This window comes from Mycobacterium stomatepiae (assembly GCF_010731715.1).
Lineage (GTDB): Bacteria > Actinomycetota > Actinomycetes > Mycobacteriales > Mycobacteriaceae > Mycobacterium > Mycobacterium stomatepiae.
Window position 1 is genome coordinate 1,708,805 of sequence record NZ_AP022587.1, and the last position, 23,582, is coordinate 1,732,386.

Below are 23,582 nucleotides of genomic sequence, written 5' to 3' on the forward strand. Positions count from 1 at the left end.
CCCAGCGCTAACCAAGCGCAGTACGCAGCGAGGCCACCGCGTCGTCGATCGACCCGGAGGTCGAGTAGCCGGCGGCCAGCCGGTGACCACCGCCGCCGAACACCGACGCGACCGCGGCCAGATCCACGTCGGCCTTGGCGCGCATCGACACCGACCACTGTTGCGGGTCAACCTCTTTGAACACCGCGGCCACCTCGGCCTGCTGCGTGGTGCGCACGATGTCGACGATGCTCTCGACTTCCTCCGGACGCGAGTTGGTCCAGTCCTGGTTGTCGACGACCGCGTAGACCAGCCCGCGCCCCTCGACCGCGTCCGGCACCAGTTGCGCCGAGCCCAGCACCCGGGACAGCAGCGGTAGCCAGACGAACGGGTGGGTGTCCATCAGCGTTCGGCTGATCTTGGCGTTGTCCACGCCGAGTTCGACCAGCCGGGCGGCTAGCCGGAAGGCGCGGGCGCTGGCCCAGCGGAACGAACCGGTGTCGGTGGTCAGGCCGGCGTAGATGCAGTGTGCGACGTCGCGGTCGATCGACTTGCCCCAGGCATCGAGAAGTTCGGCCACCAACAGCGTGGTGGAGTCCGCCGACGGGTCGACGTAGTTCGCGGTGCCGAACATCTCGTTGGAGGCGTGGTGATCGATCACCAGCAGCGGCTGCTCCGGCCCGAGCACGTCGCCGAGCGCGCCGAGCCGTTTTTTGCTCGGAACATCCACCGTCACAACCAAGTCCACGTCGCGGCGCATCGCGTCGGGGGTCACCAGCAGCTCGCACCCTGGCAGCGAACGCAGCGACTCGGGCAGGGTCGACGGAGCGGCGAAGCTGACCTCGACCTGCTTGTCGCTCCGATCGAGCACCGCGGCCAGTGCCAATCCCGCGCCGATCGTGTCGGCGTCGGGATGGACGTGGCAGATCACCCCGATTGTCGTTGCCGCCGAAAGCAATTCGGCCGCAACGATCGCGTCGACCCGCGTCCCCGCGCGGGGGGCGCGGGCCAGCTCAGTCTTGGGGTCGATGGTCGTCACCGGTGTCCCCAGCGTCGTGCCCGCCCGCTGCCCCCGTGCTCTCACGGTATGGGTCGGCCTCCCCGGCCGGCTTGGCTCCCACCCGAACTCGCGCCAGGTCCGCGTCGGCGGCGCGGGCACGCGCCAGCAGCTCGTCCATCCGCGCCACGGTGGCCGTGGTCGTGTCCCGGGTGAACGTCAACGTGGGAGTGAACCGCACGCCGGTGCCCGCACCGACCATGGTGCGCAGCGTTCCCTTGGCCCGGTCCAGCGCGGCGGCGGCCGCCTCGTAGTCGGGCTCGTCGTCCAGCGTGGGTCCCATCACCGTGTAGAACAGCGTCGCGTCATGCAGGTCGGCGGTGACCTTCGCATCGACGATGGTCACCCCGTCCAGCCCCGGATCCTTGATCTCGAATTCGATCGCCGAGGCGACGATCGTGTTGATCCGTTTGGCCAGCCGGCGCGCCCGCCCGGGGTCGGCCATCAGACGCGCTCTTTCTCGACGCGTTCGAAGGACTCGATGACGTCGCCTTCCTTGATATCGGAATAGGTCAGCGTCATACCGCATTCGAAGCCGTCGCGAACCTCGGTGACGTCGTCCTTCTCGCGGCGCAGCGAGGAGATCGTCAGGTTGTCGGCGACCACGATGTTGTCGCGCAGCAGTCGGGCCTTGGCGTTGCGGCGCACGATTCCGGAGGTAATCAGGCAACCGGCGATGACACCGACCTTCGAGGACCGGAAGATCGCCCGAATCTCGGCGCGGCCCAGCTGGTTCTCCTCGTAGATCGGCTTGAGCATGCCGCGCAGGGCCTTCTCGATCTCGTCGATGGCCTGGTAGATCACCGAGTAGTACCGGATGTCCACGCCTTCGCGGTTGGCCAGCTCCGTCGCCTTGCCTTCGGCACGCACGTTGAAGCCGATGATCACCGCGTCCGAGGCCGACGCCAGGTTGACGTTGGTCTCGGTGATGCCACCGACACCGCGGTCGATGACGCGCAGCTCCACCTCGTCGTCGATCTCGATTCCCATCAGGGCCTCTTCGAGCGCCTCGACGGTACCGGCGTTGTCGCCCTTGAGGATCAGGTTCAGCTGGCTGGTTTCCTTCAGCGCCGAGTCCAGGTCCTCCAGGCTGATCCGCTTGCGCGACCGTGCCGCCAGCGCGTTGCGCTTGCGGGCGCTGCGCCGGTCGGCGATCTGGCGGGCGATGCGGTCCTCGTCGACGACCAGCAGGTTGTCCCCCGCACCGGGCACCGAGGTGAAACCGATGACCTGCACCGGCCGCGACGGCAGCGCCTCGTGGACGTCCTCGCCGTGCTCGTCGACCATCCGCCGGACGCGGCCGTACGCATCGCCGGCGACGATCGAGTCACCGACGCGCAGCGTGCCGCGCTGGATCAGCACGGTGGCAACCGGTCCGCGACCGCGGTCCAGGTGCGCCTCGATCGCCACACCCTGGGCCTCCATGTCGGGGTTGGCCCGCAGGTCCAGCGCGGCATCGGCGGTCAGCAGCACCGCCTCCTCGAGCGCCTCGATGTTGGTGCCCTGCTTGGCCGAGATATCGACGAACATCGTGTCGCCGCCGAAATCCTCTGCCACCAAACCATATTCGGTAAGCTGGCCGCGGATCTTGGCCGGGTCGGCGCCTTCCTTGTCGATCTTGTTGACTGCCACCACAATCGGCACGTCGGCCGCCTGCGCGTGGTTGATCGCCTCCACCGTCTGCGGCATCACGCCGTCGTCGGCGGCGACCACCAGGATCGCGATGTCGGTGGCCTTGGCACCGCGGGCACGCATGGCGGTGAACGCCTCGTGACCCGGGGTGTCGATGAAGGTGATCAGCCGCTCGCTGCCCTCGAAGTCGACGGCGACCTGGTAGGCACCGATGTGCTGGGTGATGCCACCGGCCTCGCCCTCACGGACGCTGGCGTTGCGGATGGTATCCAGCAACCGGGTTTTACCGTGGTCGACGTGACCCATCACGGTCACCACCGGCGGACGGGTCTGCAGATCGTCCTCGCCGCCCTCGTCCTCGCCGTAGGTGAGGTCGAACGACTCCAGCAGCTCACGGTCTTCGTCCTCGGGACTGACGACCTGGACGACGTAGTTCATCTCGCTGCCCAGCAGCTCGAGCGTCTCGTCGCCGACCGACTGGGTGGCGGTCACCATCTCGCCGAGGTTGAACAGCGCCTGCACCAGCGAGGCCGGGTTGGCGTTGATCTTGTCGGCGAAGTCGCTCAGCGATGCGCCACGGGCCAGCCGGATGGTTTCGCCGTTGCCGTGCGGCAACCGCACCCCACCGACGACCGGGGCCTGCATGTTCTCGTACTCGGCGCGTTTCGCCCGCTTCGACTTGCGACCACGGCGCGGCGCGCCACCGGGACGGCCGAACGCACCGGCCGCACCGCCGCGCTGGCCGGGACGGCCCTGGAAGCCGCCGCCACCGCCGGGCGCGGCACCGACGCCGCCACCGCCGCGGTAGTTACCGCCGCCGCCACCGCCGCCGGGACCACCGGGGCGGCCACCACCGCCGGGACGGGGACCGCCGCCGGGACGGGGGCCGCCGCCGCCGGGACGCGCCGATCGTTGGAAGCCACCGGCGCCGCCGGGACGCGGCGGCATGCTGCCGGGCGATGCACCGCCGCCCGGTCGGGGCGCGCCGGGCCGGGGCGCACCCGGGCGTGGCGCCTGCGGACGCGGAATGGGCCGGTCAACGGGCTGCGCCGACGAGAACGGGTTGTTGCCGACGCGCGGGGTGCGTGCCGCCGGCTTCGGGATCGGGCCGGGCCGCGGGCCGGGCGTCGCACCGGGCGACGGCGGCTGCTGGCCGGGCGCCTGACCACCGGGTGCCGGCGGTTTCGGTTGCCCGGGGGACGGAGCCGAGGGACGCGCGGGCGACGGCGCGGGCCGTCGGGGCGCGGGCGTCGGCTCCACGGGCGTGGGGGTCCCGGCTGCCGGGGCAGGCTTGGCGACGGGCGCCGGGGCGGCGGTTTCGGCGGGTTTCGCCGGGGCGGCGGTCGCCTCACCGTTGCCGGAGGGCTTCTGAATCGCCTTGTCCAGGGCCCGGTCGAGCGCGCGGTCCGGGCTCTTCGGGGCGCTCTTGGCGCCGGCCGCGGGCTTGCCGCCACCGAACGACTCGCGCAGCCGGCGAGCAACCGGGGCCTCTACGGTCGACGATGCGGATTTGACGAATTCGCCCTGTTCATTCAGTCGGGCGAGAACTTCCTTGCTGGTGACACCGAGTTCCTTAGCCAACTCGTGTACGCGGGCCTTACCTGCCACTACATCTCCTGTCTATGAGGCGACAGCAGCGGGCCGCGCCTCGGGTTTAGCTATGACGCATGGTCATCGGGACTTCACGGTGTGCTCATGTTCTTCGCTACCTGTTCTGTTGCCGGGCGAGTCGAGCACCTTTAAGTGCTCGACCAACGCGGATGTGTCCGGTGGACGGTCGATGCGCAGCGCTTTGGTGAAAGCCCGCCGCCGAATCGCTTCGTGTACGCACCGCGACGCGGGATGCAACCACGCACCCCGCCCCGGCAGAGGCGTCGCCGTGTCAACGAGTACGGCGTATTCGCCGTTCCCGGTAGACACCGCCACCACTCGGAGCAGTCCGACGGCCAACTCTCGCTTTCGACACCCGACACACGTCCGCACAGGTCCACTCGTTCTGTCCCGGTGAGGGTGCGCCGCGCCCGAAGGCTCGCGCTGGATCACGGCTCAGTCTAGCGTCACGGAACCGATGGTCAGAACCACCCGCAACCGCACTGTAACGTGCGCGCCCGATCGCGCTTGCGGCCGCGAAAAACCGGCTTCGCCAAACTCAAAGCGCACCGGTGACGTCGGGCTAGTGATCGTGGGCCACCGGATGGCTGGCGCCGTGCTCCGGGTGGTCCTCGGACGGCCCCCCGGAACCGGTGGGCGAATCGCCGCGAATGTCGATGCGCCACCCGGTCAGCCGGGCGGCCAGCCGCGCATTCTGCCCCTCCTTGCCGATGGCCAGGGACAACTGGAAGTCGGGCACCACCACGCGGGCGGCGCGGGCGGTCTGGTCGATGACCGACACCGACACCACCTTCGCCGGCGACAACGCATTGGCGACGAACCGGGCCGGGTCCTCGTCGTAGTCGATGATGTCGATCTTCTCGCCGGACAGCTCGCTCATCACATTGCGGACCCGCTGCCCCATCGGACCGATGCAGGCACCCTTGGCGTTCAGGCCTTGCACCCGGGACGCGACCGCGATCTTGGAGCGGTGACCCGCCTCGCGCGCCACGGCCACGATCTCCACCGACCCGTCGGCGATCTCCGGGACTTCCAGCGAGAACAGCTTGCGGACCAGATTGGGGTGGGTGCGCGACAGCGTGATCATGGGCTCGCGCGAGCCTCGCGTCACGCCGACCACGTAGCAGCGCACCCGGTTGCCGTGCTCGTAGCTCTCGCCGGGGACCTGTTCGGCCGCCGGGATGACGCCCTCGGAGGCCTTGGTTTCGCTGCCCATCCGCACCACGACCAGACCGCGGGCATTCGCGCGGCTGTCACGCTGGATCACGCCGGCAACGATTTCGCCCTCGCGGGTGGAGAACTCGCCGTAGGTGCGCTCGTTCTCCGCGTCCCGGAAGCGCTGCAGCATGACCTGACGTGCGGTGGTCGCCGCGATGCGGCCGAAACCCTCGGGGGTGTCGTCCCATTCGCTGATGACGTTGCCGTCCTCGTCGACCTCGCGGGCCATCACCTTCACCACGCCGGTCTTGCGGTCGATCTCGATCCGCGCGTCGTTCTGGTGACCCTGGGTGTGCCGGTAGGCGGTCAGCAACGCGGACTTGATCGTCTCGAGCAGCTCGTTGACCGAGATGCCCCGGTCCACCTCGATCGCGTGCAACGCGGCCATGTCGATGTTCATGTTCCGGCCTCCGCTCCCCGGGCCTCACCCGCACCCGCCAAATCCAGCTCGGCCGCCGAAGGCGACGAAAATTCCACCTGGACAACAGCTTTCGCAATCTCCGCGAGCGGGACCTCGCGCACCGCCCAGCCGCGGCCGTCACGGACCACCAGTGCCACCGCGTCCGCGCGGGTCTCCCCCACCCGGCCGGTCAATTGTGAACCGTCCGACAATGACAGCTCGACCTTGCGGCCGCGCGCCCGGCGGAAGTGCTTCTCGGTGGTGAGCGGGCGATCCACGCCGGGCGAGGAGACCTCGAGGACGTAGCTGTCGCCGACGCTGTCCAGGCCGTCCAGCAAAGCCGAGGCCGAACGTGAGAGGGTCGCTACGGTGTCCAAGTCCAGTGCGGTATCGCCATCGGCAATCACTTTGATTCGGGGCGGACGCGCCCGGGAATCGATCACCACGTCTTCGATTTCATAGCCAGCGCGCGCGAACTCACCACCGAGTAGCTCGATCACCTGCGTCTGCGACGGTAGGCCGGTGGTCACGGCGAGCTCCTCATCTTGAGTTGTCCGGTCATCTGGCTGATGTTGCCGCCCAGCCATCTTGGGGCGGCTTCCCGCGTCCCGGTGGAACACATAGCTGCCGTTCCGCCAGAACCAGCTACTAACGATACGCCAGGAATCGGGTCTGACGAGGTGATCGCGTAGGTCGAGGTCCACCGCGACAGGCCCGGCCTGCGGCCAATGGCAGGATGTTGTGCGTGCCTAGCGCTGTACCCGTCACCAGCAGGCGGGGTGTGCTCGCCGGGGGTGCCGCGCTCGCCGCGCTCGGGGTGGTCGCATCCGCCTGCGGTGAGTCCCCGCCGAAACCCCCCGCGGTCGAACAGCTGCTGGGTCCGTTAGACCAGGCCAGACACGACAGCGTGCTTGCGGGTGCCGCCGCCGCGGCCGTCGGCGTCGCGCCGCAGATCGCGGCCGCACTGTCGGTGGTCGCGAACCAGCGCGCCGCACACGCCCGCGCACTGTCCACCGAGATCGCTCGGGCGGCCGGCAAGCTCACCGCCTCATCGAGCGAAACGACCAGCCCCAGCCCCAGCCCGGCCGCGCCCGCGGGGCCAGCGCCGCCGCCTCCCCCGGTGTCCGACGTGATCAGTGCGCTGCGCGTCTCGGCGGACAATGCCACCCGCCTGGTCTCCTCCGAGTCGGGCTACCGCGCGGGGCTGCTCGCCTCGATCGCCGCCTCGTGCACGGCGTCCTACCTGGTTGCGCTGGTACCCGGGGGGCCGTCGATATGACCTCGGGCCAAGACGCCGACAACGCGGCGCTCTGCGACGCGCTGGCCGTCGAGCACTCGACCGTCTACGGCTACGGCATCGTCTCGGCGTTGTCACCGCCCAGCGTCAACAACCTCGTGTTGGAGGCGCTGCTGCAACACCGCCAGCGCCGCGACGACGTGATCGCGATGCTGGCCGCCCGCAAGGTCACCCCGCCGCCCGCCGCCGCCGGTTATCAGCTACCGCTGCTGGTGGGTAGTCCGGCCGACGCGGCGCGCCTGGCGGTGCGGATGGAGAACGACGGCGCGACGGCATGGCGCGCGGTCACCGAGCACGCCGAGACCGCCGAGGACCGCGCGTTCGCCGCGACGGCCCTGACGCAGAGCGCGGTGATGGGTGCGCGATGGAGCCGCGTCCTGGGCGCCTGGCCGATCACGACCAGCTTCCCGGGCGGCAACGAGTAGCGGCGTGGCGATCGCAAACGCGGCGAAGCCGGGTATAGCGGGTCGCCACCATCGAACACCTAGCCGGTCAGCGCCGCCACGATGTCGGTGGCCAGCGAGGTGCCGGCCACCAGCTCTCGAGTCTGCCCGCCGAACCGGTCGCGCAGCTCCACCACGCCGTCGGCCCAGCCCCGCCCGACCACGACGACCCAGGGCATCCCGAGCAGCTCGGCGTCCTTGAACTTGACCCCGGGCGAGGCGGTGCGGTCGTCGAGCAGCACCTCGAGCCCCAACCGATCCAGGTCGGCGGCCAGCGCCGTCGCTCCCTCGCGCGCCTGCGCGTCCTTGTTGGCGATCACCAGGTGCACGTCGAACGGCGCGATGGACGCCGGCCAGCGCAGGCCCAGCTCGTCGTGCTGCTGCTCGGCGACGACGGCGACCAGTCGCGACACCCCGATGCCGTACGAACCCATCGTCAGTCGCACCGGCTTGCCATCCTCGCCGAGCACGTCGGCGGTGAACGCGTCGGTGTACTTGCGGCCCAGCTGGAAGATGTGCCCGATCTCGATGCCGCGCGCCATCACCAGCGGGCCGGCCCCGTCGGGAGACAGGTCGCCTTCGCGCACCTCGGCGGCCTCGATGGTGCCGTCGGCGGTGAAGTCGCGTCCGGCGACCAGGCCGACCACGTGGCGGCCCGGCTCGTCGGCGCCGGTGATCCAGCTGGTGCCGTCCACCACCCGCGGATCGACGAGGTAGCGAACCTCGTTGTCGCGCAATGCTTTCGGACCGATGTAGCCCTTGACGAGGAATGGGTACTTGGCGAAGTCCGCGTCGTCGAGCAACGCGTATTCGGCCGGCTCCAGCGCAGCGCCGAGCCGTTTGTCGTCAACCTCGCGATCTCCGGGCACCCCGATGGCCAGCAGCTCCCACTCGCCGCCGGGCTGGCGGATCTTGAGCAGCACGTTCTTCAGCGTGTCGGCCGCGGTGACGGTGCGGCCGAGACCGGCGCCGTTGGCCCACTGGACCAGGGTGGCGATGGTCGGGGTGTCACCGGTGTCGTGCATGACGGCCTCGGGCTGCCCGTCGATGGGCGTGGCCTCGGGCTGGGCGGTGATCACCGCCTCGACGTTGGCGGCGTAGCCGGATTCCACGCACCGGACGAAGGTGTCCTCACCGATCGGACTCTCCGCCAGGAACTCCTCGGACGCGCTGCCACCCATCGCGCCCGACACCGCCGACACGATGACGTAGCGGACCGCCAGCCGGTCGAAGATGCGCTGGTAGGCCTCGCGGTGCGCGTGGTAGGCCGCTTTGAGGCCGGCCGCGTCGGTGTCGAAGGAATAGGAGTCCTTCATGACGAACTCGCGAGCCCGCAGGATGCCGGCCCGCGGCCGCGCCTCGTCGCGGTACTTGATCTGGATTTGGTACAGCGTCAGCGGGAAGTCCTTGTAGGAGCTGTACTCCCCCTTGACGGCCAGGGTGAAGAACTCTTCGTGGGTGGGGGCGAGCATGTAGTCGTTTCCGCGACGGTCCTGCACGCGGAACACCCCGTCGCCGTATTCGGTCCAGCGATTCGTCGTCTCGTACGGCCCACGCGGCAGCAGCCCGGGAAAGAGGATCTCCTGGCCACCGATCGCGTTCATCTCCTCGCGGACAACGCGTTCGATGTTGCGCAGGACCCGCAGCCCCAGCGGCATCCAGCTGTACAGGCCGGGCGCCACCTGACGGATGTATCCGGCCCGCACCAGCAGCTTGTGGCTGGGCACTTCGGCGTCGGCGGGGTCGTCGCGCAGCGTGCGCAGGAACAGCTCGGACATCCGGGTGATCACAGCGGGCCAGCCTAGTAGGTCTGTGGCGCGCGGCCGGTTCGCGGCTTGCGCCGAGGCTGAAGATTCGCAGGCAAAGTACGAATACAGGCCTGCAGAACTACAGGCTCGGTGCGATGCGACCGCCGCCGGGAGCTACAGCTCGCCGGCGTCGATGGCTTCCTTGACCTCTTGGGCGTGCGCGACCTGTTCCGGGGTGTACCCGATGAACAGGGCGGCGGCGCCGACGATGACGGCCGTTCCGGCCACCCACAGCAGTCCGTAGGTGTAGCCGTGGTCGAGCGCCTGCAATTGCGCGTCGTTCATCACCTTCACCGGGCCGGTGGTGCCGCCCAGGTACAGCGTGCGCGAGGTGATGACGGCCTGGATCACGGCCAGCACCAGCGGCCCGCCCAGGCTCTGCAGCATCAGCGTCATGGCCGACACCGGACCGATCTGGTCGAACCCGACCCCCGCGATCGCGGCGAGCGTGAGCGGGACGACGACCATGCCGATGCCGATTCCGCCGACGACGATCGGCAGCACCAGGTTCGGGAAGTAGGGCACCCCGCGGTGCATGAATGCCCAGCCGTAGATCATCGCGAGCAGCAGCAGCCACCCGCCGCCGATCGTCAGCACCCGCGGCGAGAACCGCGACACCAGTTGCGAGGAGATGCCGAGGCCGATTCCCATCGCGATGACGAACGGGATGAATCCGACGCCGGCGCGCAGCGCGCTGTAGCCCAGGATGTCCTGGACGTACAGGCCGATGCAGACGGTGAGGCTGAACATCACGCCGCCGGCCAGCAGGATCGCGGCGAACGTGACCAGGCGGTTGCGGTCGCGGAACAGCTGGAACGGCACGACGGGATTTTCGGCGGTGCGCTCCACGATCGCGAACGCGATCGCGGCGGCCACGGCCACCGCGCCCGAACCGAGGGTGATCGCCGACATCCAGCCCTTTTCCGGGCCCATCGAGAAGGCGAAAACCGCGGCGGTGCAGGCCAGAGTGGCCAGCATGGCCCCGGTGGCGTCGAGCTTCATCCGTTCCCGGTTGGTCTCGCGCAGCGCGGTGCGGGCCAGGTAGATCATCACCAGCCCGATCGGCACGTTGACCAGGAACGCGAGCCGCCACGACCACTCGGTCAGCGCGCCGCCGACGACCAGACCCATCACCGAACCGATCGCGGTCATCGCGGCGAACACCGCCGTGGCCGCGTTGCGCGCCGGACCCTTGGCGAACGTCGTGGCGACCAGGGCCAGACCGGTCGGCGACGCGATGGCCGAGCCGACACCCTGCGACAGCCGGGCGATGACCAGCGTCACCTCGTCCCAGGCCACCGCGCACAGCACCGAGGAGATCGTGAACAGCGTGACGCCGACGATGAAGGTGCGTTTGCGCCCAATGGTGTCGCCGAGGCGCCCGCCCAGCAGCATCAGCCCGCCGAAGGTGAGCACGTAGGCGGTGATCACCCAGCTACGGCCGGCATCGGAGAGGCTCAACTCGTTTTGAATCTTAGGAAGCGCGACGATCGCGACGGTGCTGTCCATCGTTGCCAGCAGCTGCATACCACCGATGGCGATCACGGCCGCGATGAAGCGGCGCGACGGCAACCAGGCCGGGTAATACCTGCTAGTGCGGGTGGCGGCGGTCGCGGAAGCAGTCTCAGACGGGCGCTCGGTGCGCTCCGATGCCGGACGATCGGCGCGCGCGGCGGTCCAATTCCGGGCCGCGCGCTCGGTCTCGTTGAGGGCCGTCATAACGGGTTACCTTACAGTAATCTTAAGAATCGTTTAAACCGCGAATGCCGCCACGGGCCCGATCACGATGATCGCGGGAGGTCTGATCCCCTCCGCCCGAACCTTCTGCGGCGTGTCGGCAAGCGTGGCACGCAACGTATGTTGCGCCGGCGTCGTCCCGTGCTGAACCACCAATACCGGCGTATCCGCAGGTCGGCCGCCTTTTAGCAGTTCGTCGACGAACAGCTCGATGCGTTCGACGGCCATCAGCAAAACGATCGTGCCCGACAATGAGGCCAGTGCATTCCAATTCACTAACGATTCGGGATGCCCGGGTGCCAGGTGGCCGCTGACCACCACGAACTCGTGATTTACCGCCCGATGAGTGACCGGAACACCGGCCAGTGCGGGCACCGCTATGGCGCTCGTCACACCGGGGACCACGGTGACCGGAATGCCGGCGTCGGCGCACGCGATCACTTCCTCATAACCGCGGGCGAACACGAACGGGTCGCCGCCCTTGAGGCGAACCACGAAGCGTCCGGCGCGGGCCCGCTCGATCATGACGTCGTTGATCGCGTCCTGGGCCATCGCGCGGCCGTACGGGATCTTGGCGGCGTCGATGACCTCGACATGCGGCGCCAGCTCGGCGAGCAGTTCGGGCGGGGCCAGGCGATCGGCGACCACGACGTCGGCCTGGGCGAGCAGCCGGCGGCCACGGACGGTGATCAGCTCGGGGTCGCCGGGACCGCCGCCGATCAGCGCGACCCCGCCGCGCACCACATCGGAACTCACCGGGCTTTCCGGTGTGATCAGCCCCTGCTGCAGCGCCTCGCGGATAGCCGACCGGATCGCCGCCGACCTGCGGTGCTCACCGCCGGCCAGCACCCCGACCGACAGCCCGGCGTACTCGAACGACGCCGGGGTCACCGCGGTGCCCTCGATGGCGATGTCGGCGCGCACGCAGAAGACCTGACGACTGTCGGCCTCGGCGACGACGGCCTCGTTGACCGCGGCGTCGTTGGTGGCCGCGATCGCGTACCAGGCTCCGTCGAGGTCACCGTCGCGGTATTCGCGCACCGTCAAGGTGATTCCGCTCATCGCCTCGACGGCGGGCGTGGCGGTGCGGGTGATCACGTGGACGTCGGCGCCGCTGGAGATCAGCAGCGGCAGCCGGCGCTGGGCGACCGAGCCTCCGCCTACCACGACGACCTTCTTGCCGGTCAGCCGCAATCCGACGAGGTAGGGGCTCTCGGTCACCCGGCAAGCCTAGTAGTCCCCACCCACGCGCCCCTTCCGCGACGCGAGTCTAGCCGCGCTGTGACTTTCCGTTCGATTTTTCGCAGAGGGGTTAGGCTCGCGAGCCCTCGGCACGGCGATCATGCCGGGCCCGGCGAGCGCGCCGCTCGCGCCACGAAGCGCGCCACCGCATCCGGGACGGCGGCGGGGTGCGTGTGTAGATACGACGCGTGCACGCCGTTGTGCACGACGCCGTCGCGCATCGGCGCCGCATCGTGGTCGGCGCCCCGGTAGACCCAGGCGGGTTGGTAGCTCTCGGTGAAGGTGATCACGGTCCGGTGGAATTCGTGTCCGACCACCCGTGCCCCGGCGGGATACAACGCCGAGTCGGCCACCGCGACCGCGTCGCGATACGCCAACTTCAGCCGTGGGGTGAACCGCGCCGATCCGCCCAACACCCCGCACATCGGGTACCCGTCGAGTTCGGAAGCCAGATAGATCAGGCCCGCGCACTCGGCATGCACCGGCGCACGCCCCGCCGCTAAGTCGTGAATCTGTTGTCGCACCACATCATTGGCGGACAGATCGGCGGTGAACTGTTCGGGGAAGCCGCCGGGCAGCAGCACCGCGTCGGTACGATCGGGCAACACGTCGGCCAGCGGGTCGAACTCGACCACCTCGGCCCCGGCGGCACGCAGCAACTCGGCGTGTTCGGCATAGCCGAAGCTGAAGGCCTTGCCGGCCGCCATCGCGACCGTGGCACGACCCGCCGTTTCCCCCACCGCTTCCATCGGATCCCACGGCGCGACGTTGACGCCGCTTCGTGCCACCGCCAGCACAGCGGCCAGGTCGACGTGCCGCGCGACCAGGGCGGTCATCGCCTCGACCGCCAGCCGGGCCCGCCGTCCGTATTCGACCGCGGTGACCAGGCCCAAATACCTTGTCGGCAGCTCTAATTCGGCGGCCCGCGGAATAGCGCCCAGCACCGGGACGCCGGTATGCTCGCAAGCCTGTCGCAGCACCTGCTCGTGCCGGGCCGATCCCACCCGGTTGAGAATCACGCCGGCGATCCGGGTTGCCGTGTCGAACGTCGAAAAGCCGTGCAGGAGTGCGGCAATGCTGTGACTTTGACCGCGCGCATCGACCACCAGGATCACCGGCGCGCCCACCAGGGCGGCGACGTGGGCGGTGGACCCCGGTGGCGGGGACGACGCTTCGGGCCCGATCCGCCCGTCGAACAGTCCCATCACACCCTCGATCACCGCGATGTCTGCACCGGCGGCGCCGTGCGCGTAGAGGGGACCGACGAGCGCTTCGCCCACCATCACCGGATCGAGGTTGCGTCCGGGCCGGCCCGCGGCCAGCCCGTGATAGCCGGGGTCGATGAAGTCCGGGCCCACCTTGAACGGCGCGACGGTATGCCCCGCCTGGCGCAACGCGCCGATCAAACCCGTTGCGATCGTGGTCTTTCCGCTGCCCGAGGCGGGCGCGGCGACGACGACCGCGGGGGCATTCACCACTCGATGCCCTTCTGGCCCTTGCGCCCCGCATCCATCGGATGCTTGACCTTGGCCATCTCGGTGACCAGGTCGGCGGCCTCGACCAGCCGCGGCGGGGCGGCGCGTCCGGTGATCACCATGTGCTGATGACCGGGCCGGGCCGCCAACACCTCCACCACCTCGTCGGCGTCGACCCAGCCCCACTTCAGCGGGTAGGTGAACTCGTCGAGCACATAGAAGTCGTGACGCTGCTCGGCGAGCCGGCGCGAGATCTCCGCCCAGCCGTCGGCGGCCGCGGCCGCGTGATCGTCCTCGCTGCCGGATTTACGCGACCAGGACCAGCCGCTGCCCATCTTGTGCCATTCGACCGCGCCCCCGACGCCGTGTTCGTCGTGCAGCTCGCCGAGCCGGCGAAAGACGGCTTCCTCCCCCACCTTCCACTTCGCGCTCTTGACGAACTGAAACACCGCGACGTCCAGGCCCGCGTTCCACGCGCGCAACGCCATTCCGAACGCGGCCGTCGACTTCCCCTTGCCGTCGCCGGTGTGCACCGCCAGCAGCGGCAGGTTGCGCCGGGCCCGGGTGCTCAGTCCGTCGTCCGGAATCTGTACTGGGGTTCCCTGCGGCATCGGCGTCTCCTCGATCAGGCCACGCTGCGGACGGCTCGCGTCAGATGGTCGGCGTGCAGTTGCTCCAGCCGCACGGCCGGTGCGCCGAGTTGGCCGGCCAGCTGCGCGGCCAATCCCAGTCGTACATAGGACGTTTCGCAGTCCACCACCACCGCAGCGGCGCCCTCGGCGACCAGTCGCGACGCCGCGATTCGGCTGCGGCCCAACGGGTCCGGGCCCGCGGTGGCCCGGCCGTCGGTGAGCACCACCACCAGCGGACGCCGCGCCCGGTCGCGTGCCCGTTCCCGGACGATCAGCTCGCGCGCGGCCAGCAGGCCCTCGGCCAGCGGGGTCTTGCCGCCGGTGTCGAACCGGGCCAACCGCCGGGCCGCGATGTGCGCAGACGACGTCGGCGGCAGCAACAACCGCGCTTGCTGCTGCCGGAAGGTGATCACCGCGACCTTGTCGCGCCGTTGATAGGCGTCGCGCAGCAGCGACAGGGTGGCACCGCTGACCGCGGCCATCCGGTCGCGGGCGGCCATCGACCCGGACGCGTCCACCACGAAGATCACCAGGTTGCCTTCGCGTCCCTCGCGGACCGCGCGGCGCATGTCGTCGGGGCACGGGCGCAGCGGCCCGGCCCCGGCGCGCTCGGCGGCCGACAGCAGGGTGGCGAACAGGTGCAGTCCGTGCGCCGCGGGATCGTTGACGTCGGCGGCGGCCACCACACTTCCGGCGCGGTTGCGGGCTCGCGAGCGTCGTCCGGGCGCTCCTTCGCCGACGCCGGGCACCGTCAGCGCCCGGGTGCGAAAGGTTTTCGACGGCGGGGCGCTGGGTCGCGTCGCAGGCGGGCGCATCTTCGCAGCAGGAGGTGAATCCTGTTGTGAGGCAGCATCGTTGACGGACTGACCGCCGCCGGGCGGATCCGGCTGGCCGCCGCCGGGCGGATCGGGCTCGGGCTCGTTGCCCGCCCGCTCCAGCGCCTGATCCAGCTGCTCGCGGTCGATACCCGGGTCGTCGAATGGGTCGCGGCGGCGCCGATGCGGCAGCGCCAGTTCGGCCGCCACCCGAATGTCGCGCTCCTCAACCGTGAGCGCATCCCGCCACGCGGCGTGGGCGACCGCGGTGCGGGCCACCACCAGGTCGGCTCGCATCCCGTCGACGTCGAACGCTGCACACAATGCCGCGATGCGCCGTAACTCATCGTCCGGCAACACCACATCGTCGACGAGCGCGCGCGCCGCCGCGATCCGCTGGGCCAGCTCAGCGTCGGCGGCGGCATAACGCGTGGCGAACCCGTCCGGGTCGGCCTCGTAGGCCATCCGCTGCCGGATCACCTCCACCCGTACGTCGACGTCACGCGAGGCATGCACATCGACCGTCAGACCGAACCGGTCGAGCAGCTGCGGGCGCAGTTCGCCTTCCTCCGGATTCATCGTGCCGATCAGGACGAACCGGGCCTCATGCGAATGCGAGATGCCATCGCGCTCGATGTGCACCCTCCCCATCGCGGCGGCGTCGAGCAGCACGTCGACCAGGTGATCGTGCAGCAGGTTGACCTCGTCGACGTACAACACGCCGCCGTGGGCACGCGCGAGCAATCCGGGCGAAAAAGCATGCTCGCCGTCGCGCAACACTCGCTGCAGATCCAGCGAGCCGATCACCCGGTCTTCGGTTGCGCCGAGCGGCATTTCGACGAGGCCCGATCCGTCGCCGTTACTTCCGGTCGCCGCCGACAGCAGCGCGGCCAAGCCGCGGACGGCCGTCGACTTGGCGGTGCCCTTCTCGCCGCGGATCAGCGCGCCACCGATTTCCGGGCGCACCGCACACAGCAGCAGCGCCAGCCGCAACTGATCGTGACCGACGATCGCGCTGAACGGATAGGGCTTCACGGCTTCGCCGTGACGCCGGAGCCGGGCCGCAGCATCGGGACGTGCGGAACGCCGTCGTCCAGGAAGTCGTCGCCCTCGCGGACAAAACCGTGCTGCGCGTACATCTCGGCCAGATAGGTCTGCGCGTTGATCCGGCACGGATAGTCGCCGACCTCGGCGAGCGCCGCCCGCAACAGCCGGTTGGTTTGGCCCTGCCCGCGGACGGCCCGTTTGGTGCACAGCCGCCCGATCCGGAACACCTTCTCGCCCCCGGCATGCTCCTCCATCAGCCGCAGCGTGGAGATCACCTCGCCGTCATGCGTTTCCAGCCAGAAGTGCCGGGTCTCGGCGAGCAAATCGCGCCCGTCCAGCTCCGGATAAGGGATGGCCTGCTCGACGACGAATACCTCGACACGCAGCTTGAGCAACTCGTAAAGAGTTTGCGCGTCAAGGTCTTTGGCCCAGATGCGGCTTAGCGCTTCGGTCATGGGCGCCGCTCCTCCTCATCGCTTCGTCCCCCGCACACGGGCGGTACCCGCACTGGATCGTCGACGTCGCACGCTATTGGGCGCCGCTTCCTGCTGATCACTGTTCGCATCGCTGCCCGGCCCGGTTCATGAGGCGTTCAACTGTAATACCTTGGCGCTCCACGTTCTCACCTCGTCGTAGAGCGCCGGTTCGGTCGATAGCTGGGTTCCCAACGAGGGCACCATCTCTTTGAGCGTGGGCAGCCAGGACTGGTAGCGGTCGGCAAAGCAACTCGCCAGCACGTCGAGCATGATCGGCACGGCAGTCGAGGCGCCGGGCGAACCACCGAGCAATCCGGCGATGCTGCCGTCGCCAGCGCACAGGACGGTGGTGCCGAATTCGAGCGCTCCGCCCTTTCCCTTGGCCCGCCGGATCACCTGCACCCGCTGACCGGCCACCGTCAGCTGCCAGTCCGAAGGCCGGGCAGCGGGCGCGAATTCGTGCAGCGCCTGCATCCGGTCGCGTTCGCTGAGTCGCAGTTGACGGATCAGGTAATCGAGCAGCGTCATCTCGGTGATGCCGACCCCCAGCATCGACACCACGTTGTCCCGCCTGACCGATCGGGGCAAGTCGCTGAGGTGACCATGCTTCAAGAATTTAGGCGACCAGCCGGCATACGGCCCGAAGACCAGCCACGACTTGCCGTCGACGAACCGCAGGTCCAGATGCAGCGCCCCCAGCGGCGGTGCCCCCGGCGCGGGGGTGCCGTAGACCTTGGCCCGGTGCGCGGCGATCAGGTCGGGGTTGTCGGTGCGCAGGAACCGCCCGCCGATCGGGAAGCCGGCGAAACCCTTGACCTCGTCGATGCCGGATTTCTGCAGCAACGGCAGCGCGTCACCGCCGGCGCCGACGAGCACGAATTTTGCATTCAGCTTGCGTTTTTCGCCGGTGCGGCGATTCGCGATCCGTAGCGTCCAGCCGCCGTCGGATGCCCGGGTCAGGTTGCGGACCTCGTGACCGAACAGCGCGGTGGCACCACCCTGCACGCAGTAGCCGATCAGTTGCTTGGTCAGCGAACCGAAGTCGACGTCGGTGCCGTCGGGGGCCCAGTTGAGCGCGACCGGCTCGGCGAAGTCGCGTTCGGCGGCCATGAACGGCAGCCGGCGGGCGAATTCGTCCGGGTCGTCGATCAATTCCGTTCCGGCGAACAGCGGGTTGGGTGCCAGCGCCTGCTGGCGCCGCCGCAGATAGTCGACCCGCTGCGCGCCGTGCACGAAGCTGACGTGCGGGACGGGGTTGAGGAACCGTCGATCGGTGAGGATGCCGTTCTCGACCGCATAGGCCCAGAACTGGCGGGTCACCTGGAATTGCTCGTTGATCGACACCGCCTTGGCGATGTCGATCGAACCCTGCGAGCCGGGGCGCTCCGGGGTGTAATTCATCTCGCATAGCCCGGCGTGCCCGGTGCCGGCGTTGTTCCAGGGGCTGCTGCTTTCGGCGGCGACGGCGTCGAGGCGCTCGATCACGGTGATCGACCAGTCCGGCTCCAGCCGCCGCAGCAGTGCGGCCAGGGTGGCGCTCATGATGCCGGCGCCGACCAGCACGACGTCGGTGCGCGCCGTTGTGTCTGACACCGAAATGCCGGCCCTTTCTGGTCCTTACCGGGTTCCTACTTGGCCCTTCTGCGTCTTTTCCGGGCCGGTTATTCAGGCTATCCCGACCGGCGCGACCGCACCGACCTGAAGCAGCGGCGATCAGCAAAAGGTGCGTCACGCTAAGCTGACCTGGTGACTGGCTGGGTGCCCGATGTCCTGCCTGGCTACTGGCAGTACACCATCGCACTGGGACCCGATCCCGCCGGCGAGGGCGACATCGTCGCAACCCTGATCCGGCGTGGCCCCGAAGCCAGTGCGGCCGGCGGTCTCGAACACGCGGTGCTGACGGTGCACGGTTACACCGACTATTTCTTCAACACCGCGCTGGCCGATCACTTCGCCAACCGCGGTTTCACCTTCTACGCGTTGGACCTGCAGAAGTGCGGCCGGTCGCGGCGCGACGGCCAGACCCCGCACTTCATCACCGATCTCGCGCAGTACGACACCGAACTCGAACGCGCCCTGGCCGTCATCCGCGAGGCGGCGCACGACGTCCGGGTCCTGATGTACGGCCATTCCGCCGGCGGCCTGATCGTGCCGCTGTGGCTGGATCGGTTGCGACGGCGAAACGCCATGGCGCACGCGGGCATCGGCGGCTTGGTCCTGAATAGCCCGTTCCTGGATCTGCATGGCCCGGCGGTGCTGCGCCTGGGAATGACGTCGGCGATGATCGCCGGCCTGTCGCGGGTGCGGTCCAAGGTCGTGTTGCGCGGCACCCGCAAGGGCGGATACGGCACCTCGCTGCACCGCGACTACGACGGCGAGTTCGACTACAACCTGGAATGGAAACCGTTGGGCGGCTTCCCGATCACCGCGGGCTGGCTGAACGCCGTGCGCCGCGGCCAGGCCCGGCTGCACCGCGGCCTCGACGTCGGGATGCCGAACCTGATCCTGCGCTCGGACCACAGCGTGACCGAAACCGAAAATCCGATCGACATGCAACGCGGCGACGCGGTCCTCGACGTCACCCAGATCGCAAGGTGGGCCGGCTGTATCGGGAATCGCAGCGCAGTCGTCCCGGTGATCGATGCCAAGCACGACGTGTTCCTGTCGCTGGAGGAGCCGCGTGCGGTCGCCTACCGGGAACTGGATCTGTGGCTGGACGGCTACCTGCGCACCACGAACACCGACGCCTCGGCATCGTTCGGAAAGGGGTGACGGAGTGGAGACCTACGACATCGCGATCATCGGAACCGGTTCGGGCAATACCATTCTCGACGACCGCTTCAACGCCAAGCGAGTGGCGATCTGCGAGCAGGGCACCTTCGGTGGGACCTGCCTGAACGTCGGATGCATCCCGACCAAGATGTTCGTCTACGCCGCCGAGGTCGCCCAATCGATCCGGGAGGCGTCGCGCTACGGCGTCGACGCGCACATCGATCGGGTGCGCTGGGACGACATCGTCTCGCGCGTCTTCGGGCGCATCGATCCGATCGGCGTTGGCGGCGAGGACACCGCAACTCCGAACCCAACATCGATGTGTACAAGCAGCACACCCGATTCGGTCCGGTCCAGTCCCACGGGCGCTACCTGCTGCGCACCGACGCCGGCGACGAGTTCACCGCCGATCAGGTGGTGATCGCCGCGGGGGCACGGGCGATCATTCCCCCGGCGATCCTCGAGTGCGGCGCCCGGTACTACACTAGCGACACGATCATGCGAATCTCGGAATTCCCAGAGCATCTGGTGATCGTCGGGGGTGGTTTCGTGTCGACCGAATTCGCCCATATCTTCTCCGCGCTGGGCTCGCGGGTCACGCTGGTGGTCCGGGGCTCTGCCCTGCTGCGGCACTGCGACGACACCCTGTGCAAACGCTTCACCCGCATCGCGTCCAACAAATGGGAACTGCACACCCACTGTAATGTGATGAGCGCCGAGAACCGGGGCTCGGGCATCGCGGTGCGACTCGACAACGGTCACACCATCGACGCCGACGCCCTGCTGGTCGCGACCGGCCGGGTCTCCAACGCCGATCAGCTCGACCTCGAGCAGGCCGGTATCGCCGTCGAGGACGGCCTGGTGGTTGTCGACGAGTACCAGCGCACCACGGCGCGTGGGGTTTTCGCGCTCGGCGACGTCTCGTCGAAGTATCAGCTCAAGCACGTCGCCAACCACGAGGCGCGGGTGGTGCAGCACAATCTGCTCTGCGACTGGGACGACACCGCGGCGATGACCGTCACCGACCATCGTTACGTGCCGTCCGCGGTGTTCACCGATCCCCAGATCGCCTCCGTCGGGCTCACCGAGAACGAAGCCATCGCACAGGGTTTCAAGGTTTGGGTGAAGGTGCAGGACTACGGCGACGTCGCCTACGGCTGGGCGATGGAGGACACCACCGGGATCGTGAAGCTCATCGCCGAACGCGAGAGCGGGCGCCTGCTGGGGGCGCACATCATGGGGCATCAGGCCTCGTCGATCATCCAGCCGCTGATCCAGGCGATGAGCTTCGGGCTGACCGCCCCGGAGATGGCCCGCGGGCAGTACTGGATCCATCCGGCACTGCCCGAAGTGGTGGAGAACGCGCTACTGGGCCTGCGCTGAGGCGGCGGGCTCGCCGGCCTGGCACTGCGGGCAAAGTCCACGCAACGTCAGACCGGCCCGCTCCGACAGGGCGAACGCACTGCCCTCCATCGCGTGTTCGAGCGCGGAGCTGAGCTGCCGCGCGGGCACTTCGATGATCGCGCCGCACCGCGTGCAGACCGCGTGGTGATGCGGGGCGGTGGCCAGCCCGTAGGTCGTGACGCCGCCGTCGAGGGTCAGCGCGTGCAGCACCCCCTGTTCAACCAGGGTGGTCACCGTGCGGTAGATGGTGGCCACGTCGGGTGGCTGACCGCCGACGGGCAGCGTGTCCCGTACCCGCTGGTGGATCTCCGCGACGGACAGATGTCCACTGACGGGTTCGAGCACCGCCAGCACCTGAATCCGCGACGTCATCCTGCGCAATCCGCGGGAGCGCAGGAAGTCGCCGATGCGTTCGGTGACCGCGGGGTCGAGGGCCGACGGATTGGACGTCACCCACTCAGTCTTGCGCCGGACATCCCGGATTGCCAGTCGCGTCCGTCACCCAGCGGGTAGGCCGTCCTGCGAATCACTTGCATCCAGTTCGCGCCGGAACTTAAGGTCTAGGCGATGGCCAGTACTGTGTTCCGGGTGCCACGGACCAGATTGAGCTTCCCGACTCCCGAGAGCACGCCCTAACCCGGTTCCACGGGTATTCGTCGCGGCCGCGCGGGTGTAGAAACGAATTCATGGGCCCACGCCCGACGCCGGTGACCGGCGATGCATGAGCTTTCGCTGTGCGAGGCGATCGCCGGCCTGGTCAAGACACACGCTGACGGGCGGCACGTCGACGTGGTCCGGGTCCGCATCGGCGCGCTTCGCCAGGTGGTTCCCGATTCGTTGTCGTTCTGCTGGACCCTGGTTCGGGAATCGGAGAACATGCCCGACGCCGAGCTGGAACTCGAGTGCATCGGCGCCGAGGTGCGCTGCCGCGCCTGCGGCCGGGACTCGGAGATCACCTCGGCCTGGTCGATTTGGTGTCCGCGCTGCGACAGCTCCGACGTCGAGGTACTGCACGGCAACGAGTTCCTGGTGACGTCGCTGGACGTCTCGTGAATAGGGGGCCTCGGAGCTGCTAGGCGTCGTGCGGCGCCACATCGAAAGATGTTGAGTATGGGTAGGTTTCATCGGCAGTGCGCGCACCGGCGCCGGCATGGGCACCTGGCTCGGTTGGCTGAAACGATTCGCCGAAAGCGTCGTGGACCGAACCGCGGGACCGTCTTGCAGATCATTTGCAAGACAATACCGTTGCCCATGGTGGGCCGGGCCTACTCCACCTCGTAGTACTTAGCCAAACTCAAAGCTTGGCGGGGTTGTCGTCGACATCTCGAAAGCTCTTGCCGCACAGCGTAAATAGGTCAACGTGCCGGCAGGGAGAATGTTTGTTTTACTGCCGGTCAAGGGAGAAACGTTGACAACCCCGGAGGGCGGGAGTAGACCCAAAACCAGCGCTGCGCAAGTGGGCCGACGGTCGACTCCGGCGGCGCAGGGGCCCCAGCCCGGCCCCGGAAAGCTGCAGCATGCCAACGGAAGCAGCAGTCAAAGCAGAAGAAACGTTGATCCATGTTCTGTGGATCAACTCGGGCCTCAGTTGTGACGGTGACTCGGTGGCGTTGACTGCCGCCACCCAGCCCAGCGTCGAGGAGATCGCTCTCGGAGCTCTTCCCGGTCTCCCCAAGGTCGCCGTGCACTGGCCCTTGATCGACTTCGAGTGCGGGCCCAACGGAGGCGCGGACGACTTCCTCGAATGGTTCTTCAGGGCCGACCGCGGTGAGTTGGAACCGTTCGTGCTCGTCGTCGAGGGATCCATTCCCAACGAGAAGATCAAAGACGAAGGATATTGGTGCGGGTTCGGCAACGACCCGGCGACCGGCCAGCCGATGACCACCAGCGAATGGCTCGACCGGCTGACACCCAAGGCCACCGCGGTCGTCGCGGTCGGGACCTGCGCCACCTACGGCGGCATCCACGCGATGGCCGGCATCCCGATCGTCTGTGTGCCCGGCTGCCCGATCCACCCGGACAACCTGTCCGAGACGCTGACCTACCTGCTGTACATGGCGACCGGCCAGGCGCCGATGATCCCGCTCGACGACGCGTTGCGTCCCAAGTGGCTATTCGGCAACACTGTGCACGAAGGCTGCGATCGCGCCGGCTATTACGAGCAGGGTGATTTCGCCACCGAGTACGGCTCGCCGAAATCCATTGTCAAACTTGGCTGTTGGGGCCCGGTCGTGAAATGCAACGTGCCCAAGCGCGGGTGGATCAACGGAATCGGTGGGTGCCCGAACGTCGGCGGGATCTGCATCGGGTGCACGATGCCGGGATTCCCCGACAAGTTCATGCCCTTCATGGACGAGCCGCCGGGCGGCAAGCTCTCCAGCACCGCGTCAGGGTTGTACGGGAGCGTGATTCGTAGTTTGAGGGGTATCACGGCCCGAACCGTCGACAAGGAACCGCGCTGGCGCCACAAGGGCACCGAGCTCGTCACCGGGGCCCGCCGCACCTGGTAGGTAGCGGCGCGCTTCGCTCACACATCA

Annotated in this window: 19 protein-coding genes and 2 pseudogenes; 6 read left to right on the plus strand and 15 right to left on the minus strand. The window is 68.6% G+C overall.

Features of this window, described 5'->3' with window-relative positions; genetic code table 11:
• Positions 1-7 precede the first annotated feature (7 nt).
• From G6N54_RS08160 to rimP, 6 genes are all read right to left on the minus strand, one after another.
• A complete protein-coding gene (locus G6N54_RS08160) occupies positions 8-1,018 on the minus strand; it encodes a DHH family phosphoesterase (RefSeq protein WP_163789591.1) in 1,011 nt (336 codons plus the stop codon).
• Positions 993-1,481 (minus strand): 30S ribosome-binding factor RbfA, encoded by a 489-nt coding sequence (gene rbfA / locus G6N54_RS08165; protein ID WP_163789593.1) that lies wholly within the window; start codon positions 1,479-1,481, stop codon positions 993-995. The genes G6N54_RS08160 and rbfA overlap by 26 nt, the downstream gene beginning before the upstream one ends.
• Positions 1,481-4,276, minus strand: coding sequence for a translation initiation factor IF-2 (gene infB / locus G6N54_RS08170; RefSeq protein ID WP_163789595.1), 2,796 nt, complete (start codon positions 4,274-4,276; stop codon positions 1,481-1,483). Before infB ends, rbfA begins: the two co-directional genes overlap by 1 nt.
• 63 nt (positions 4,277-4,339) lie before the next feature.
• Positions 4,340-4,711 (minus strand): YlxR family protein, encoded by a 372-nt coding sequence (locus G6N54_RS08175; RefSeq protein ID WP_179969184.1) that lies wholly within the window; start codon positions 4,709-4,711, stop codon positions 4,340-4,342.
• 130 nt (positions 4,712-4,841) lie between these two features.
• Complete coding sequence (nusA, locus tag G6N54_RS08180; protein WP_163789598.1) at positions 4,842-5,897, minus strand: transcription termination factor NusA; 1,056 nt, start codon at positions 5,895-5,897, stop codon at positions 4,842-4,844.
• Positions 5,894-6,427, minus strand: coding sequence for a ribosome maturation factor RimP (rimP, locus tag G6N54_RS08185; protein ID WP_163789600.1), 534 nt, complete (start codon positions 6,425-6,427; stop codon positions 5,894-5,896). Before rimP ends, nusA begins: the two co-directional genes overlap by 4 nt.
• Positions 6,428-6,633: 206 nt before the next feature.
• Between rimP and G6N54_RS08190 the strand changes: the two genes are divergently transcribed.
• On the plus strand, positions 6,634-7,176 hold the full coding sequence (locus tag G6N54_RS08190; protein WP_163789602.1) for a hypothetical protein: 543 nt from the start codon (positions 6,634-6,636) through the stop codon (positions 7,174-7,176).
• Complete coding sequence (locus G6N54_RS08195; RefSeq protein ID WP_163789604.1) at positions 7,173-7,619, plus strand: ferritin-like domain-containing protein; 447 nt, start codon at positions 7,173-7,175, stop codon at positions 7,617-7,619. Before G6N54_RS08190 ends, G6N54_RS08195 begins: the two co-directional genes overlap by 4 nt.
• A gap of 59 nt (positions 7,620-7,678) precedes the next feature.
• Here G6N54_RS08195 and G6N54_RS08200 read toward each other — a convergent pair whose 3' ends face one another.
• The 8 genes and pseudogenes from G6N54_RS08200 to mqo all read right to left on the minus strand — a co-directional run bounded on the left by G6N54_RS08200 (position 7,679) and on the right by mqo (position 18,462).
• Positions 7,679-9,427, minus strand: a complete 1,749-nt coding sequence (locus G6N54_RS08200) for a proline--tRNA ligase (RefSeq protein WP_163789606.1) — start codon at positions 9,425-9,427, stop codon at positions 7,679-7,681.
• 132 nt (positions 9,428-9,559) lie between these two features.
• Complete coding sequence (locus tag G6N54_RS08205; protein WP_163789608.1) at positions 9,560-11,164, minus strand: MFS transporter; 1,605 nt, start codon at positions 11,162-11,164, stop codon at positions 9,560-9,562.
• Positions 11,165-11,186: 22 nt separating this feature from the next.
• Positions 11,187-12,403, minus strand: a pseudogene (cobA, locus tag G6N54_RS08210) (uroporphyrinogen-III C-methyltransferase).
• A 119-nt stretch (positions 12,404-12,522) separates the two neighbouring features.
• Positions 12,523-13,899 carry a cobyrinate a,c-diamide synthase gene (locus G6N54_RS08215; protein ID WP_163789612.1) on the minus strand — a complete coding sequence of 459 codons (1,377 nt, stop codon included), beginning with the start codon at positions 13,897-13,899 and terminating at the stop codon, positions 12,523-12,525.
• Positions 13,896-14,510 carry a cob(I)yrinic acid a,c-diamide adenosyltransferase gene (gene cobO / locus G6N54_RS08220; RefSeq protein ID WP_163789613.1) on the minus strand — a complete coding sequence of 205 codons (615 nt, stop codon included), beginning with the start codon at positions 14,508-14,510 and terminating at the stop codon, positions 13,896-13,898. Before cobO ends, G6N54_RS08215 begins: the two co-directional genes overlap by 4 nt.
• Positions 14,511-14,524: 14 nt before the next feature.
• Positions 14,525-16,381 (minus strand): magnesium chelatase subunit D family protein, encoded by a 1,857-nt coding sequence (locus G6N54_RS08225; protein WP_163789614.1) that lies wholly within the window; start codon positions 16,379-16,381, stop codon positions 14,525-14,527.
• On the minus strand, positions 16,378-16,848 hold the full coding sequence (locus G6N54_RS08230) for a GNAT family N-acetyltransferase (protein WP_163789615.1): 471 nt from the start codon (positions 16,846-16,848) through the stop codon (positions 16,378-16,380). Before G6N54_RS08230 ends, G6N54_RS08225 begins: the two co-directional genes overlap by 4 nt.
• Before the next feature lie 126 nt (positions 16,849-16,974).
• Positions 16,975-18,462: a malate dehydrogenase (quinone) gene (mqo, locus tag G6N54_RS08235; protein ID WP_163789616.1), complete on the minus strand. Its 1,488-nt coding sequence runs from the start codon at positions 18,460-18,462 to the stop codon at positions 16,975-16,977.
• A 153-nt stretch (positions 18,463-18,615) separates the two neighbouring features.
• Here mqo and G6N54_RS08240 point away from each other — a divergent pair, with 153 nt between their 5' ends.
• The gene (locus G6N54_RS08240) at positions 18,616-19,641 is read left to right on the plus strand and encodes an alpha/beta hydrolase (protein WP_232073510.1); all 1,026 of its coding nucleotides are present in this window, start codon (positions 18,616-18,618) and stop codon (positions 19,639-19,641) included.
• A 4-nt stretch (positions 19,642-19,645) separates the two neighbouring features.
• Positions 19,646-21,024 (plus strand): annotated as a pseudogene (gene mtr / locus G6N54_RS08245) (mycothione reductase).
• Here the strand turns inward: mtr and G6N54_RS08250 are convergent.
• Positions 21,007-21,498 (minus strand): Fur family transcriptional regulator, encoded by a 492-nt coding sequence (locus tag G6N54_RS08250; protein ID WP_163789617.1) that lies wholly within the window; start codon positions 21,496-21,498, stop codon positions 21,007-21,009. The pseudogene mtr and the gene G6N54_RS08250 sit on opposite strands and share 18 nt — an antisense overlap.
• Before the next feature lie 264 nt (positions 21,499-21,762).
• On the opposite strand from G6N54_RS08250, the gene G6N54_RS08255 reads away from it, so the two are divergent.
• Both G6N54_RS08255 and G6N54_RS08260 read left to right on the plus strand, forming a co-directional pair.
• Positions 21,763-22,098, plus strand: coding sequence for a hydrogenase maturation nickel metallochaperone HypA (locus G6N54_RS08255; protein ID WP_163789618.1), 336 nt, complete (start codon positions 21,763-21,765; stop codon positions 22,096-22,098).
• Between the two features lie 464 nt (positions 22,099-22,562).
• Positions 22,563-23,555, plus strand: coding sequence for an NADH-quinone oxidoreductase subunit B family protein (locus G6N54_RS08260; protein WP_163789619.1), 993 nt, complete (start codon positions 22,563-22,565; stop codon positions 23,553-23,555).
• The last annotated feature ends 27 nt before the right edge of the window (positions 23,556-23,582 follow it).